Genomic DNA, 14,340 nt, shown 5'->3' with positions numbered 1-14,340 from the left:
GCGCTCCTCGCTCGGGTCGTGCGGGGGCCGCCGCGAGCACTGCCCGCCAGGCCGAGCGTCCTTGGGTGACGGCAGCCTGCGGCTGTGGAGTGGGAAGTCGGACCGGCCGACTTCCTGTGCGCGCGGTGGTGCGGGCCCGGAACAGGACGATGCCGGCCTTCGAGAGGAGTCTCGAAGGCCGGCATCACGGCAGCGGAGTCGGGCTCAGCTCACCGAGGAGTAGGCGATGATGCCCCGGCGCAGGCCGTCGACGGCCTTGCGGGCGGTCTTGCGCAGCTCGACGTCCTCGCCCGCCGCGTCCTGGATCTGGCCGAGCACGTCGATCAGTTGCTTGGTCCAGCGGACGAAGTCACCGGCCGGCATGTCGGCGTCGCGCAGCACCTGGTCGAGCGAGTGGCCGAGTGCCCAGCGGTAGGCGGCCCAGGCGAAGCCGAGGTCCGGCTCGCGCTGGCCGACGCCTTCGGCCGTGTTGATCCGGTGCTGCTCCTCCAGGGCGTCGAGGTGGCCCCAGATCCGGACCATCTGGCCGAGCGCCTCCTTGGCCCCGCCCTCGGGCACCCGGGGGGCGGTGGCGTCGTCGGACTGGCGGGACTCGTAGACCAGCGCCGAGGCGCAGGCGGCCAGTTCGGCGGCGGCCAGGCCGTTCCAGACGCCCTCGCGGATGCACTCGGAGGCGAGCAGGTCGAGTTCGCCGTAGAGCCGGCCGAGCCGCCGGCCGTCGTCGGTGACGGTGTCCCCGCTGAGGTAGCCGAGGTCGGTGAGCAGCCCGCAGACCCGGTCGAAGGTGCGGGCGATGGTGTGGGTGCGGGAGCGCATCTTGCGCTCCAGCAGCTCGGTGTCCCGGTGCAGCCGGTGGTAGCGCTCGGACCAGCGGGCGTGGTCCTCGCGCTGGTCGCAGCCGTGGCACGGGTGCTGGCGCAGGACGGTGCGGAGCCGGGTGATCTCCGGGTCGTCGGCGGCGGCCGCGCGGCCCTTGCGGAACCGCTCGGGCTCCAGGTGGCCGGCCTTGGTGCGCAGCGCGGAGGCGAGGTCCCGGCGGGACTGCGGGCTGCGGGGGTTGAAGGACTTGGGGATGCGCACCCGGTCCATGGCGACGACCGGGTGCGGGAAGTCGATCATGGCGAGCCGCTTGACCTGCCGCTCGGCGGTGAGGACCACCGGGCGCGGGCCGTCCTGGAAGTCGGGGTGGCGGGGGCCGCCCCGCGGCGAGCGGACGACCGGCGGCAGGCCCGGGTCGAGGACGAGCGCCAGGCCGGCGAACTTGCCGGTGGGGACGTGGATGACGTCGCCCGGCTTGAGCTGCTCGATCGACTCGACGGCCGCCGCGCGGCGCTGGCTGCTGCCCTCGCGGGCGAGCTCGTTCTCCCGGTCCTTGAGCTGGCGGCGCAGCGCCATGTACTCGTCGAAGTCGCCGAGATGGCAGGTCATGGACTCGCGGTAGCCGTCCAGGCCCTCCTCGTTGCGCTGGACCTGGCGGGCGATGCCGACCACCGAGCGGTCGGCCTGGAACTGCGCGAAGGACGTCTCCAGCAGCTCTCGGGAGCGGTGCCGGCCGAACTGCGAGACCAGGTTGACGGCCATGTTGTAGGACGGCCGGAACGAGGACTTCAGCGGGTAGGTGCGGGTGCCGGCCAGGCCGGCGAGCGCCTCCGGGTCGAGGCCGCGCTGCCAGAGCACCACGGCGTGGCCCTCGATGTCGATGCCGCGACGGCCGGCCCGGCCGGTGAGCTGGGTGTACTCGCCGGGGGTGATGTCGGCGTGGGTCTCGCCGTTCCACTTGACCAGCTTCTCCATGACCACCGAGCGGGCGGGCATGTTGATGCCGAGCGCCAGGGTCTCGGTCGCGAAGACGGCCTTGACCAGGCCCTTCACGAAGAGCTCCTCGACGACCTCCTTGAACCGGGGCAGCATCCCGGCGTGGTGGGCGGCGATGCCGCGCTCCAGCCCGTCCAGCCACTCGAAGTAGCCGAGGACGTGCAGGTCCTCGTCCGGGATGTCGGCGCAGCGTTCCTCGACGATGGCGCGGACCCGGCCGCGGTCGCCCTCCTTGTTGAGCCGCAGGCCGGAGGAGAGGCACTGCTGGACGGCGGCCTCGCAGCCGGCCCGGCTGAAGATGAAGGTGATGGCGGGCAGCAGGCCCTCGGCGTCGAGCCGGTCGATGACGTCGACCCGGCCAGGGGTCCAGATCTTGCCGGGGCGGCCGTTGGGCATGGACCGCCCGCGGCCCCGGCCGAACTTGTCGCGGGGGTTGCGGTCCAGCTCCGAACGGGCGAGCCGGACCAGCTCGGGGTTGACGGCCTTGGCCGGGTTGCGCGGCGCGTCCTTGGGGCGGCCGTCGCGGTCCGGGTTGGCGAACAGGTCGTACATCCGGTTCCCGGCCATCACGTGCTGCCAGAGCGGCACGGGGCGGGTCTCGGAGACGATCACCTTGGTGCCGCCGCGCACGGTGTCGAGCCAGTCGCCGAACTCCTCGGCGTTGGAGACGGTGGCGGAGAGGGAGACCAGGGTCACCGACTCGGGGAGGTGGATGATGACCTCCTCCCAGACGGCTCCGCGGAAGCGGTCGGCGAGGTAGTGGACCTCGTCCATCACCACGTAGCCGAGGCCGTCGAGGGTGCTGGAGCCCGCGTAGAGCATGTTGCGGAGCACCTCGGTGGTCATCACCACGACCGGGGCGTCGCCGTTGACGGTGTTGTCACCGGTGAGCAGGCCGACCTTGGCGGCGCCGTAGCGCTTGACCAGGTCGCCGAACTTCTGGTTCGACAGGGCCTTGATCGGCGTGGTGTAGAAGCACTTGCGCCCGCCCTGGAGGGCGAGGTGAACGGCGAACTCGCCGACGATGGTCTTGCCGGAGCCGGTGGGAGCGGCGACCAGGACGCCCTCGCCCGCCTCCAGGGTGCGGCAGGCCTCCAGCTGGAAGTCGTCCAGCGGGAAGTCGTAGAGCTGCTGGAAGCCGTACAGGGCGGTGGCCTGTTCCTTGGCCCGCTGCCGGAAGGCCGCGTACGCCTCGGCGGGGCTGAGGTCCCGGTCGTCGGAGGGCTCGGGCTCAGGGGTGTTCATCGCCGTCCGGGGGTCGTTGGTGTGATCTCGCATCTCAGCGAGAGGTTACCCGGCAGGACTGACATCGATAGCACCGTTTTTCCCGGCCGTCGGATCAGATCTCTCTCACATCCATAGTTGCAAATGTCTTCAAGTGATCGGAAAGTCACCGACTGCGAACGTCTCCGGTCATCCCGGGCGGCAGGCCCTCCGGCCTGCCTACATTCGGTGCCGCGGCCGGCACCCACCGTCCGCATCCACCGGACGCACGGGAGGAACAGACGATGGCGAACCTGGAGACGTCGCTCAAGGAGGCCATGGCGATCGAGGGCGCGATCGGCGTCGCCCTGGTCGACTACGGCAGCGGCATGGCGCTCGGCACCCTCGGCGACGGCGGCGAGCTGGACCTCAACGTCGCCGCGGCCGGGAACACCGACGTGGTCCGGGCCAAGATGCGGGCGATGGAGCTGCTCAACCTGCACGACAACGAGATCGAGGACATCCTGGTCAGCCTCACCAGCCAGTACCACCTGGTCCGCCCGCTCACCACGCAGACCGGCCGGGGGCTCTTCCTCTTCCTCGCGCTCAACCGCAACCGCGCCAACCTGGCGATGGCCCGCCACCAGCTGAAGCGGATCGAGATCTCGCTGGAGATCTGAGGGACCGGAACGGACGGCACCAGGGAGGGATCGCTGTGGCGGTCGCGCTGTACCAGGCCAAGGCCGAGTTCTTCCGGATGCTCGGCCATCCCGTCCGGATCCGGGTACTGGAGCTGCTGCAGGCCGGACCGACGCCCGTCCGCGACCTGCTCGCCGAGCTGGCGGTCGAACCGTCCAGCCTCTCCCAGCAGCTCGCGGTACTGCGCCGGTCCGGCATCGTCACGGCCACCCGCGAGGGCAGCACGGTGGTGTACGCGCTGGCCGGCGGCGACGTCGCCGACCTGCTCCGGGCGGCGCGCCGGATCCTCACGGGTCTGATCTCGGACCAGAGCGTGCTGCTCGCCGAACTCCGCGCCACCGCGGACCCGCCCACGGACCGGGCGGCGGAGCCCGCGGCGGCGGACCGGACGGCCGGCGAAGCGGCAGCGGACCGGGCGGCGGCGGACCCGGCGACAACGCCACCACCGGCCGAGTCCGCCGAGCCCACCGCCCTCAATCCACGAGCCGCGCCCGCCGAGCCCACGACGCCCACGGCGCCGGACGGGCCGGTCAGCCCAGCAGCTCCGCCACCCCCGCCGCCAGGACCTCGTACTCGTGCGCCCGGTTGTACACCTGCGCACTGACCCGCATCACCCCGCCGCCCGGCCACGGGCGCGCCACCGTGCGGACGGCGTGCCGCCGCCACATCCCGGCCATCAGCTCCTGCGCCTCCGGGAGCGTCTCGGCCACTCCGGGCGGCAGCCGCAGCGCGCGCATCGACAGACCGGCCGAGACCGGCAGCGGGGTCAGCCCGGCGCGCTCGGCGAGCAGGGCGGCACCGTACGCGGCGAGCTGCTCGTTGTGCCGGCGGACCCGGTCGGCCCCGAGTTCGTGCAGCAGGTCGAGGCCGGCCGGGGCGGCCAGGTACGGCGTGTAGTCGTAGGTGCCGCGCCACTCGACGTTGTGCGGGAAGCCCCGGTAGTCCTCCCAGGAGAGGGCGAGCGAGCGGACCTTGCCGGTCCACTCGGGGCCGACCACCAGGGCGCCGGTGGCGCGCGGGGCGAAGGCCCACTTGTGCAGGTTGCCGAACCAGAAGTCGGCTCCGGCGGGGACCGGGCCGGGCAGCATGCCGGGCTCGTGCGCGGCGTCCACGACGGTGGTCACGCCGTGCCCGCGCAGGGCGGCGAGCAGGTCCGGGGTGGCGATCCGGCGGGCGGTGGGCGAGGTGATGCCGTCGAGCACGGCGAGCACCGTGCGGTCGGTGACCTCGGCCAGGACCGTCTCCCTGACGGCGACGCCGTCCGGGGTGTCCAGCGGCAGGGTGACGGTGCGCAGCTCCGCGCCGGTCTCCTCGGCGCGCCGCCGGACGGCCTGGGTGACCGTGCCGTAGCCGTGGTCGGTGACCAGGATCTGGTCCCCGGGGGCGAGCGGCACGCACGCGAGGGTGACGGCGATCGCGTCGGTCGCGTTGGGGACGAGGGCGAGCCGGTCCGCGTCGGTGCCCAGGGCGGCGGCGATCCGGGTGCGGGCGGCGGCGACCCGCTCGGGCAGGTCGGCGTAGAAGCCGTCCGGGTCGGCCTCCTGCTCCTCGTGGAACCGCCGCTGGATCCGCTGGACCGGGACGGGCACGGAGCCGAAGGAGCCGTGGTTGAGGTGGAGCACCGCCCGGTCCAGTGAGAACAGCTCGTCCGTTCCGGCCAGCGGCTCGGGGGGTCCGACGGTCCGCGAATGATCGGTCACTGCGTCTCCTCCTGATATACGCATTAATGTGGTGTGTGACATTTCACATGTCGCCCTACTGGCCTGCGAGGCCGCCGCACGGCGACCATCGGGCGGTGACCATCACCGACCCCTACCTCTCCCTCAGCGCCCGGACCGGCCGCTTCGGCTTCGGTGCCCCGCGAGCGATCTCGCTCAACCAGGACGGTACCCGGCTCCTGCTGCTCCGCTCCAGCGGTCCCGAGGACCCGGTCGACCGGCTCCACCTCCTCGACCTGACCACCGGCGAGGAGCGCGAGGTCGCCGACCCCACCGCGCTCGCCCCCGACCGCACCGGCGACCGGGACGACCTCCCGGCCGTCGAACGCCGGCTGCGCGAACGGACCCGGCTCGTCGCCGCCGGCATCGGCACCTACGCGGCCACCGCCGACCTGGCCGTCGCCGCCTTCGCCCTGGACGGCCGACTTTTCCGCACCGACACCGCCACCGGCCTGACGGTCGAACTCCCCACCGCCGGGCCCGCCTTCGATCCCCGCCCCGAGCCCCGCACCGGCGAACGCGTCGCCTACGTCGCCGACGACGCGCTCTACGTCACCGCCGCGCCCGGGCAGCCGCCCGCACCGCTCCGGCTCAGCCCGGCCGACGGCGCCCGCTGGGGCGTCGCCGAGTTCGCCGCCGCCGAGGAGCTGGGCCGCGCCCGCGGCCACTGGTGGCGCCCCGACGGCGGCGCCGTCCTCGCCGCCCGGGTGGACGAGTCCGCCCTGCCCGCGGTCCACTTCGCCGACCCGGCCCGGCCGACCCGCGAGCCCGAGCAGTTCGCCTACCCGCAGGCGGGCGGCCCCAACGCCGACGTCCAGCTCTGGGTGCTCGGCCTCGACGGCGCCCGCACCCGCCTGGACTGGGACGCCGAGGCCTTCCCGTACGTCTGCGCCGCCGGGTGGGACGGCGAGGACGAGCTGCTGCTCACCGTCGCCGACCGGCTCCAGCAGCACGTCCTGCTGCTGAGCGCCGACCCGGCCACCGGCACCACCCGCGAACTCTCCCGCACCAGCGACGAGTTCTGGGTCGACGACCTGCCCGGCACACCCGCCCGGCTGGCCGACGGCCGGCTGCTCACCGTGCACGACACCCCCGGGGCCCGCGGCCTCGCGCTCGACGGCAAGCCGCTGGACACCACCGGCCTGCAGATCCGCCGGGTGGTCGGCCGGCTGGGCGGCCGGCTGCTCTGCGAGACCGGCGAGGGCGACCCGTACGACCAGCACGTCCACCTGGTCGACCCGGACGGCGGGGCGCCCGAGCGGCTCTCCGACGGCCCGGGCACGCACTCCGCACTGGCCGCCGGCGAGACCGTCCTGCTCACCACGGCCGGGCCGGACGGCATCCGCCGCCGCACCCTCGGCCCCGGCGGCGGGCTCACCCTCGACGACCGCTGCGCCGCGCTGCCGTTCCGCGTCGAACCGCAGCTCGCCCGGGTCACCGAACGCCGGCTGCCCAGCGCCGTGGTGTACCCGCGCGACCACGTCCCCGGCCGGCGGCTGCCGGTGCTGCTCGACGTCTACGGCGGGCCCGGCTACCAGGCGGTGGCCAACGAACCGCGCCGCTGGCAGCTCAAGCAGTGGTGGGCCGACCAGGGCTTCGCGGTCGTCACCACCGACAACGGCGGCACCCCGTTCGTCTCCCCCGACTTCTCCCGGACGATCTTCCGCCGCTTCTCCCAGGTGGCCCTGGACGACCAGGTGGACGCGCTGCACGCACTCGCCGAGCTCCACCCCGACCTCGACCTCGCCCGGGTCGGCGTCCGCGGCTGGTCGTACGGCGGCTACTTCGCGGCGCTGGCCGTGCTGCGCCGCCCGGACGTCTTCCACGCCGCCTGTGCGGGCGCGCCGCCCACCGACTTCCGCCACTACGACACCGCGTACACCGAGCGCTACCTCGGTCTGCCCCGGGAGAACCCGGACGGCTACGCGGCGGACTGCCTGGTGGACGACGCGCCCGGGCTCAGCCGCCCCCTGCTGCTGATCCACGGCCTGGCCGACGACAACGTGCACCCCTCGCACACCCTGCTGCTCTCCCAGGCCCTCACCCGGGCGGGCCGACCGCACAACCTGCTCGCCCTCCCGGGCATCACCCACATGACCCCGGGCGGGGTCAACGAGCAGCTGTCCCAAGCCGAACTCGCCTTCCTGCAGCAGGCACTGGGGCTTCAGTAGGCACGGCGCCGAGGTCCACCACGGGATCCGCGGCGGCAGCGGCGTGCGCGACCGGGCCTTCCCCGCGTCACACCGCCGGCGCCGTCCGCGGCCGCCCGTCGCCCCCCGGGGCGGCCAACGGGGCGGCCAACGGTGCCTCCGCAGGCGCGTCCAACGGGCGGCTCGGCAGCTCGCGGCGGAGCACCGGGGCGATCTCGGAGAAGAAGAGCTCCAGGGTGCCGAGGTAGTCGGCGCGGTCGAGCACCTCGCCGTCCACGTGCAGGTGCAGCAACTCGTGGCCGAAGTGCGCGTGCTGACCCAGCACCTTCTCGATGATCTGCTGCGGGCTGCCGACCAGCACCGAGCCGTGCTCGATCAGGTCCTCGACCTCGTCGAACCGGAGCGAGCTGCCGTCGAAGGCCCGGTTGACCTTCAACCGGGCCTCGAAGACCGGGCGGTAGCGCGCGACGGCCTCCTGCGAGGTGCGGGCCCCGAAGTAGCCGGCCGTTCCCGCGCCGACCAGGGCGCGGGCCGGATCGTGCCCGTACGCCGCCCAGCGCTCCCGGTAGTGCCGCACGATCTCGGCGTACGGGCCGATCGGGCCCGCGCCGTTGGGCGAGAAGACCGGGTCCCCGTGGCGGGCCGCGAAGTCGGCGGAATCCGGGTTGTGCCCGGCTCCGTGCCAGATCCGGATCTCGGGCTGGTACGGGCGGGGCAGCGGCTCGGCGTCCTCCAGCGAGCGGCCGAGCCGGCCCTCCCAGGTCACCTTCTCCTCACGCCAGAGGGTGCGGAACAGCCGGTAGTTCTCCTGGAGGAGCTCCCACTGGTTCTCCTTGGTCACGCCGAACAGCCGGGAGGATCGCGGGTAGGCGCCCTTGGCCACGATCAGGTCGAGCCGCCCCTCGGCGAGGTTGTCCAGGGTGGCGTAGTCCTCGTAGGCGCGCAGCGGGTCGAGCATGCCGAGCGTGGTGACGGCGGTGAAGAGCCGGATCCGCGAGGTCACGGCGGCGATGTGGGAGAGCAGGACGGGCGGCGCGCTGGAGACGGCGGGGCGGTCGTGGCGCTCGCCGATGCCGTAGGCGTCGAACCCCACCTCCTCGGCGAAGACGGCGTAGTCGACGAGCTCGCGGAGCTGTTCACGGTCCGACGTGGACTGGTCGGGGACGTGGGGCAGGAGCAGGAAGCGCATGGCGGTCCCCCCGGGGTGCCATCGGGTTGATGTGTCAACCCAGCATGGGCGCACCGGGTTGACGCGTCAACCCGCTCCCGGGGGTTCAGCCGGCCGGGTTCTCGCCCTTCAGCCGGGCCAGCAGTACGGCGGATATCCCGACCAGCGCTTCCTGCTGACGCCCGGTCAGGGGATCGGTCAGCCAGCGGCGGATGTGCGCCGCCCGGCGCGGCAGTGCGGCGGTGACGGCGGCCCGGCCGTGCTCGGTGAGCGCGATGACGGCGCCACGCTCACCGTCCGGACAGGACTCGCGGGCGACCAGGTCACGGCCGGCCATCCTGTTCAGGTGGTGGTGCAGCCTGCTCTTCTCGAACTGGGTGACGCCACCGAGCCGGTACTGCCGCAGCCGGCCGTCCGGGGCGGCCAGCAGCGCCTGGAGGATGGCGAGGTCCGGTTCGGAGAGGCCGGTCTCCTGCTGCAACTGCTGGGCGAGGCGGCGCCAGAAGAGCACCTGGGTCTCGAAGAAGCCGTTCCAGACCTCGTCCTCGCGCTCGTCCAGCCACTCCGCCCGCTCACCCATGCGGCAGATGCTACCGACCCGCCCGCTCCGCCGGACGGCCCTGCCGACATCTTCCGTGTGACCCATGACATGTGAAATATTACCTGCGCTTCACCAGATCACCCACCGTCCGGAAAGGACCGGTCAGTTGCGCAGACTGTCCGCGGTACTCGCGGCCGCGCTCACCACGAGCGCGATAGCGGCCACGCTCCTCGGCTCCCCAGCCCAGGCCGCTCCCCCCGCCCCCTCCCTCACCATCGCCGCCGAGGCCGACAGCGCCGAGGCCGGCGGCGCCGAGGCCCCGTCCGGCCCGCTCGCACCCCAGGAGCGCGAGCGCCAGTCGCTCCGCACCAAGGCCCTGGAGCAGGTCAACAAGGGCGTCGCGGCGAAGACCTCGGACCGGCGGGCCCCCGCCAAGGTCCGGATCGGCAACGACTACGTCCAGCTCGCGCAGCAGCGCAAGGACAAGGTCTTCGTGATCCTCGCCCAGTTCGGCGACGAGGTCGACACCACCACCCAGCACAACGGCCAGCCCCGCTACGGCGGCACCCCCGGCCCGCGGCACAACACCATCCCGAAGCCCGGCAAGAGCGACAACCACACGCTCTGGACCGAGGACTTCAGCCGCGACTACTACCAGAAGATGTTCTTCGACGACTCGCCCGGCGCGGTCTCGATGCGCAACTACTACCGCACCCAGTCCTCCGGCCGGTACGACATCGAGGGCACCGTCAGCAACTGGGTCACCCTCCCGTACAACGAGGCCCGGTACGGCAGCAACAAGGGCCCGCAGGGCTCCGGTGCCTGGACCCAGGGCCAGGAGTTCATCCGGGACGCGGTCAAGGCCTGGTACGACGGCCAGATCGCCAAGGGCAGGCCGGCCGCAGCCATCAAGGCCGAACTGGCCCAGTACGACGTCTACGACCGCTACGACCACGACAAGAACGGCGAGTTCAGCCAGCCCGACGGCTACCTCGACAACGTGATCGTCGTCCACGCCGGCGTCGACGAGACCTGGGGCGGCGGCACGCAGGGCGCCGACGCGCTCTGGGCGCACCGCAGTTGGACCTTCCCGGACCCGGCCGGCCAGGTCGGCCCGGTGGGCAACAAGATCGGCGGCGCCCCGGTCGGCGACAGCGGCCTGTTCGTCTACGACTACGTCCAGGCCGGCGAGAACAGCGGAGTGGGCCTGTTCGCCCACGAGTTCGGCCACAACCTCGGCCTGCCCGACCTGTACAGCACCTCCGGCGGCGACAACAGCGTCAACTTCTGGTCGCTGATGTCCTCCGGCTCGTACCTGGGCAAGGGCAAGAACACCACCGGCGGCTACCCCGGTGACCTCGACGCCTGGAGCAAGCTGCAGTTCGGCTGGCTCAACTACGACGAGGCGCAGGCCGCCACCCGCTCCAGCCACGCGCTCGGCGTCAGCGGCTACAACACCGACCAGGCCCAGGCCGTCCTGGTCCACCTGCCGGACGGCACCACCAGCACGGACCTCGCCGACCCGCGCGAGGGCTCCAAGCAGTGGTGGAGCGACACCGGCGACAACCTGGACAACGCGCTGGCCCGCGAGGTCGACCTGCGCGCGGTGACCGGCCCGGCCGCCCTCGACGCGGCGGTCTGGTACGACGTCGAGCAGGACTACGACTTCCTCTCGGTCGAGGCCTCCACCGACGGCGGCAAGAGCTGGAAGCCCCTCGGCGGCACCGTGGACGGCGCCCCGATCGGCAACACCACCGCCAACACCCCGGGCCTGAGCGGCACGTCCGGCGCGTTCCGGCAGCTGCACATCCCGCTCGACGGCTACGCCGGGCAGAACGTCCGGCTGCGCTTCCACGTCACCTCGGACGGCAACACGCACGGCAAGGGCGTGCTGGTCGACGCGGTGAAGATCACCGCCGGCGGCACCGAACTGTTCGCCGACGGCGCCGAGAACGGCCTCAACGGCTGGACCGCCACCGGCTTCGAGGTGGTCACCGGCCGCACCGCCGTCAAGCAGCACCCGCGGGCCTACCTCGTCGAGAACCGCCGGTACACCGGCTACGGCGCCTTCCTCAAGACCGGCCCGTACAACTTCGGCTACACCGGCGTCGAGGGCAAGAAGGACATCGTCGACACCTACCCCTACCAGGAGGGCGTGCTCATCTGGCTCTGGGACACCGGGTACGGCGACAACAACACCAAGGACCACCCGGGCGGCGGCCTGATCCTGCCGATCGACGCCCACCCGACGCCGATCCGCTTCGCCGACGGCACCCTGGTCAACGGCCGCGCCCAGACCTACGACGCGACCTTCTCGCTCAAGCCGACCACCGCGTTCACGCTGCACAAGGCCGGCGTCCCGGTCCGGATCGGCTCCAAGCCGGCCGTCCCGGCGTTCAACGACCGGACCGGCGTCTACAGCGACCCGGCCACCCCGCAGCTCGGGGTGAAGGTCCCGGACACCAACACCAAGATCGAGGTGGTCCGCGAGTCCCAGGGCGGGAAGATCACCACCGTCCGGGTGAGCCCGGCGTCCTGACCCCGGCGCTCTGACGCCGGCCCCCGCGAAGGACAGGTAGCAGGTAGGCCGCCCCGGCCCTCCCCCACACGGAGGACCGGGGCGGCTCCGCGCGTGACCTACCGCGCCTTCCGAAGGCTCATTGCGGCGGTGAGCACACCGAACACGGTCAGCCCGCCGAGACCGAAGACCATGTACCGGGCCGCGTCCAGCCGCGAGTCACCGCCGACGCTCACCAGCGTGCCGGCCAGGGCCGAGCTCACCGAGTAGGCGATCAGCTGGGTGGTGTTGAGGCCCGCGGCGGCCTTGGAGCCCTCCACCTCGTCGTCGGTGCTGCGCATCGCCGAGACGCTCAGGTGCGGGAAGGCGATGCCGATGCCCGTACCGCCGACGATCAGCACGGCGGCCCAGAGCAGGATCCGGCCGGTCGACGCCGAATCGGTCTGGAGCAGCCCGTACGCCAGCAGCCCGGCCGTGAGCACCGCCGGGCCGATCCGGATCGCCAGCTCGCGGGCCCGGGCCGAATCCATGTTCACGCTGAACAGCTGGGCGGACGTCCAGCCGGCCGACACCGTCGCCCCGAGGAACCCGGCCGCCAGCGGGCTCAGCCCGCCCAACTCCTGCCCGAACAGCGGGATGAAGGTCTCGGTCATCACGCCGGCGCAGTACACCGCGACGGTCAGGTAGATCCACTTCAGGTGGTTGCCCCGCCGGTAGGTCAGCTTGGGCAGGACGGTCGCCGAACCGCCGCGCTCGACCAGCACGAAGCCGGCCAGCAGCACCAGGCCGGCGCCGATGCAGAGCGCCGTCGCCCAGCCGCGCGGCACCGTCGAACTGATGCTGAACGTGGCCGCCGACAGGGTCAGCAGCACCAGCGAGGGCAGCGGTAGCGGCTCGGTGTGCTGGCCCGTACCGGACGGCCCCGGCAGCGAGCGGCGGGCCAGGACCGCCAGGACCAGCGCGGCGACCAGCAGCAGCAGGTACGCCCCGCGCCAGATCCCCAGCTCCGCGAAGAGCCCCCCGAGCGAGGGCCCCACCAGCGTGCCCACACCCCACATGGCCGAGACCAGGCCGGCCGCACGGGTCCAGAGCCGCTCGGGCAGCGCGGTGCGGATCACCGCGTAGCCGAGACCGGCCACCAGCCCGCCGCCGAAGCCCTGGACCACTCGCCCGACGATCAGCGTCTCCATCGAGGGGCTCGCCGCGGTCAGCGCCGCACCGGCCCCGAAGACCAGGAACCCGGCCAGGTAGGCGCGGGAGGCGCCCAGCCGCGCCAGCAGCCGGCTGACCAGCATCGCGGCGATCACGGCGGCCATCAGGAAGCCCGTGGCGACCCAGGCGTAGTACTTGGCGCCCCCGATGTCCTCGACGATCGAGGGCAGCAGGGCGGCCGTGAAGTAGAGGTTCATCGCGTACAGGGCGACGCCGCCTGCGAGGATCGACGCCGAGGCGGCGAATCGCCGGGAGAACAGTTCACCCCACCCGCCGGAGGAATCCGGCGGCCCTGCCTCCGGCGAGTAATCGCCCTGGTCGGAGGGGGCGGAGGCGGTCGGTGCATGCGAGGAGTCGGTCACGCTTCGGTACGCTAGTAGTTCAAGAGAACTTGAAGTCAAGGACGCGATATGCGCAGCACCGCCGAAAGCTCCCCGTGATCCCCACGACCCGCGCAGCTTCCGCAGCCCCCGCGGCCGCGGAGACCGGCCCGGCCCCCGCGGCCGGCACGACCCGGCGGCCGGGCGACCTGCTGAGCGTGGGCGAGGTGGCCCGTCGGGCCGGCGTGGCACCCTCGGCCGTGCGGTTCTACGAGGACCAGGGGCTGATCGCCTCCGAACGGTCCGCCGGCAACCAGCGCCGCTACCACCGGCACGTGCTGCGCCGGCTCTCGCTGATCCTGGTCGCCAAGCGGCTCGGCATCCCGCTGGCCGAGGTGGCCGAGGTCTTCGAGGGCCTGCCGGCCGACCGGATGCCCGACAAGCGCGACTGGGAGCGGATCTCCCGGCGCTGGGCGGCCCTGCTCACGGCGCGGCGGCGGGAGATCGAGCGGCTGGAGCAGGAGCTGACGGGCTGCATCGGATGCGGCTGCCTCTCGCTGCGCCGCTGCCGGGTGCTCAACCCGCAGGACTCGCTCGGCACCGACGGACCGGGCCCGCGACGCCTGCTCGACGACGAGTTCGACCCGGACGACCCGGATGACCCGGACGATCCCGATGATCCCGACGGCATCGGCGACCTCGCGGGCCCCGACGGCCCCGACGGCCCCGCGTTCGGCCTCGCAGGCTCGGGCGATCCCTGCGGCGCGAGCCTGCCGGACGACGCCGACGGGCCCGACGGATCCGCCGATCCCGTCGGGCCCGAGGGCGCCGGTACCGGTCCCGACGAGCGGTGACCGGCGTGGACCCGGCCGGGCGCGGCCCTCGTGAGGTTCCCCGCCGCGCCCGACCGGGGGCATGACGCGCGAGGGCGGAACCCTCGCGCAAGTGGTGCCGTACCGTCCTCCGTGGGGGTCGGACGGTACGGCGGCTTCGATC

The 14,340-nt window shown here is 73.0% G+C and carries 9 protein-coding genes and 1 pseudogene; 5 read left to right on the top strand and 5 right to left on the bottom strand.

Annotated features, from left to right (window positions below; translation table 11 throughout):
- Positions 1 to 204: 204 nt before the first annotated feature.
- The gene (locus ACFWIC_RS17115; RefSeq protein ID WP_329949857.1) at positions 205 to 3,060 is read right to left on the bottom strand and encodes a DEAD/DEAH box helicase; all 2,856 of its coding nucleotides are present in this window, start codon (positions 3,058 to 3,060) and stop codon (positions 205 to 207) included.
- 263 nt (positions 3,061 to 3,323) lie between these two features.
- Between ACFWIC_RS17115 and ACFWIC_RS17110 the strand changes: the two genes are divergently transcribed.
- Both ACFWIC_RS17110 and ACFWIC_RS17105 read left to right on the top strand, forming a co-directional pair.
- Complete coding sequence (locus ACFWIC_RS17110; protein ID WP_329875033.1) at positions 3,324 to 3,698, top strand: hypothetical protein; 375 nt, start codon at positions 3,324 to 3,326, stop codon at positions 3,696 to 3,698.
- A gap of 35 nt (positions 3,699 to 3,733) precedes the next feature.
- Positions 3,734 to 4,066: pseudogene (locus ACFWIC_RS17105) on the top strand (ArsR/SmtB family transcription factor); the annotation flags it as partial.
- Between the two features lie 181 nt (positions 4,067 to 4,247).
- On the opposite strand, the gene ACFWIC_RS17100 reads toward ACFWIC_RS17105, so the two are convergent.
- Complete coding sequence (locus ACFWIC_RS17100; RefSeq protein ID WP_329949776.1) at positions 4,248 to 5,417, bottom strand: aminotransferase class V-fold PLP-dependent enzyme; 1,170 nt, start codon at positions 5,415 to 5,417, stop codon at positions 4,248 to 4,250.
- A 95-nt stretch (positions 5,418 to 5,512) separates the two neighbouring features.
- On the opposite strand from ACFWIC_RS17100, the gene ACFWIC_RS17095 reads away from it, so the two are divergent.
- Positions 5,513 to 7,606 (top strand): prolyl oligopeptidase family serine peptidase, encoded by a 2,094-nt coding sequence (locus tag ACFWIC_RS17095; RefSeq protein WP_380519197.1) that lies wholly within the window; start codon positions 5,513 to 5,515, stop codon positions 7,604 to 7,606.
- Positions 7,607 to 7,673: 67 nt separating this feature from the next.
- Here the strand turns inward: ACFWIC_RS17095 and ACFWIC_RS17090 are convergent, their stop codons facing one another.
- On the bottom strand, positions 7,674 to 8,774 hold the full coding sequence (locus ACFWIC_RS17090) for an LLM class flavin-dependent oxidoreductase (protein ID WP_329949774.1): 1,101 nt from the start codon (positions 8,772 to 8,774) through the stop codon (positions 7,674 to 7,676).
- Between the two features lie 85 nt (positions 8,775 to 8,859).
- Complete coding sequence (locus ACFWIC_RS17085) at positions 8,860 to 9,333, bottom strand: MarR family winged helix-turn-helix transcriptional regulator (RefSeq protein WP_329949773.1); 474 nt, start codon at positions 9,331 to 9,333, stop codon at positions 8,860 to 8,862.
- Between the two features lie 127 nt (positions 9,334 to 9,460).
- On the opposite strand from ACFWIC_RS17085, the gene ACFWIC_RS17080 reads away from it, so the two are divergent.
- Positions 9,461 to 11,833: an immune inhibitor A domain-containing protein gene (locus tag ACFWIC_RS17080; RefSeq protein WP_380519194.1), complete on the top strand. Its 2,373-nt coding sequence runs from the start codon at positions 9,461 to 9,463 to the stop codon at positions 11,831 to 11,833.
- Positions 11,834 to 11,931: 98 nt separating this feature from the next.
- Here ACFWIC_RS17080 and ACFWIC_RS17075 read toward each other — a convergent pair whose 3' ends face one another.
- Positions 11,932 to 13,386: an MFS transporter gene (locus ACFWIC_RS17075; RefSeq protein WP_329949771.1), complete on the bottom strand. Its 1,455-nt coding sequence runs from the start codon at positions 13,384 to 13,386 to the stop codon at positions 11,932 to 11,934.
- Between the two features lie 74 nt (positions 13,387 to 13,460).
- Here ACFWIC_RS17075 and soxR point away from each other — a divergent pair, with 74 nt between their 5' ends.
- A complete protein-coding gene (soxR, locus tag ACFWIC_RS17070) occupies positions 13,461 to 14,198 on the top strand; it encodes a redox-sensitive transcriptional activator SoxR (protein ID WP_380362772.1) in 738 nt (245 codons plus the stop codon).
- The last annotated feature ends 142 nt before the right edge of the window (positions 14,199 to 14,340 follow it).

Origin of the sequence: Kitasatospora sp. NPDC127035, from assembly GCF_042726075.1 — a bacterium.
Lineage (GTDB): Bacteria > Actinomycetota > Actinomycetes > Streptomycetales > Streptomycetaceae > Kitasatospora.
The sequence above is the reverse complement of the archived record's forward strand: the minus strand, read 5'-3'. Positions and strand labels throughout refer to the sequence as shown.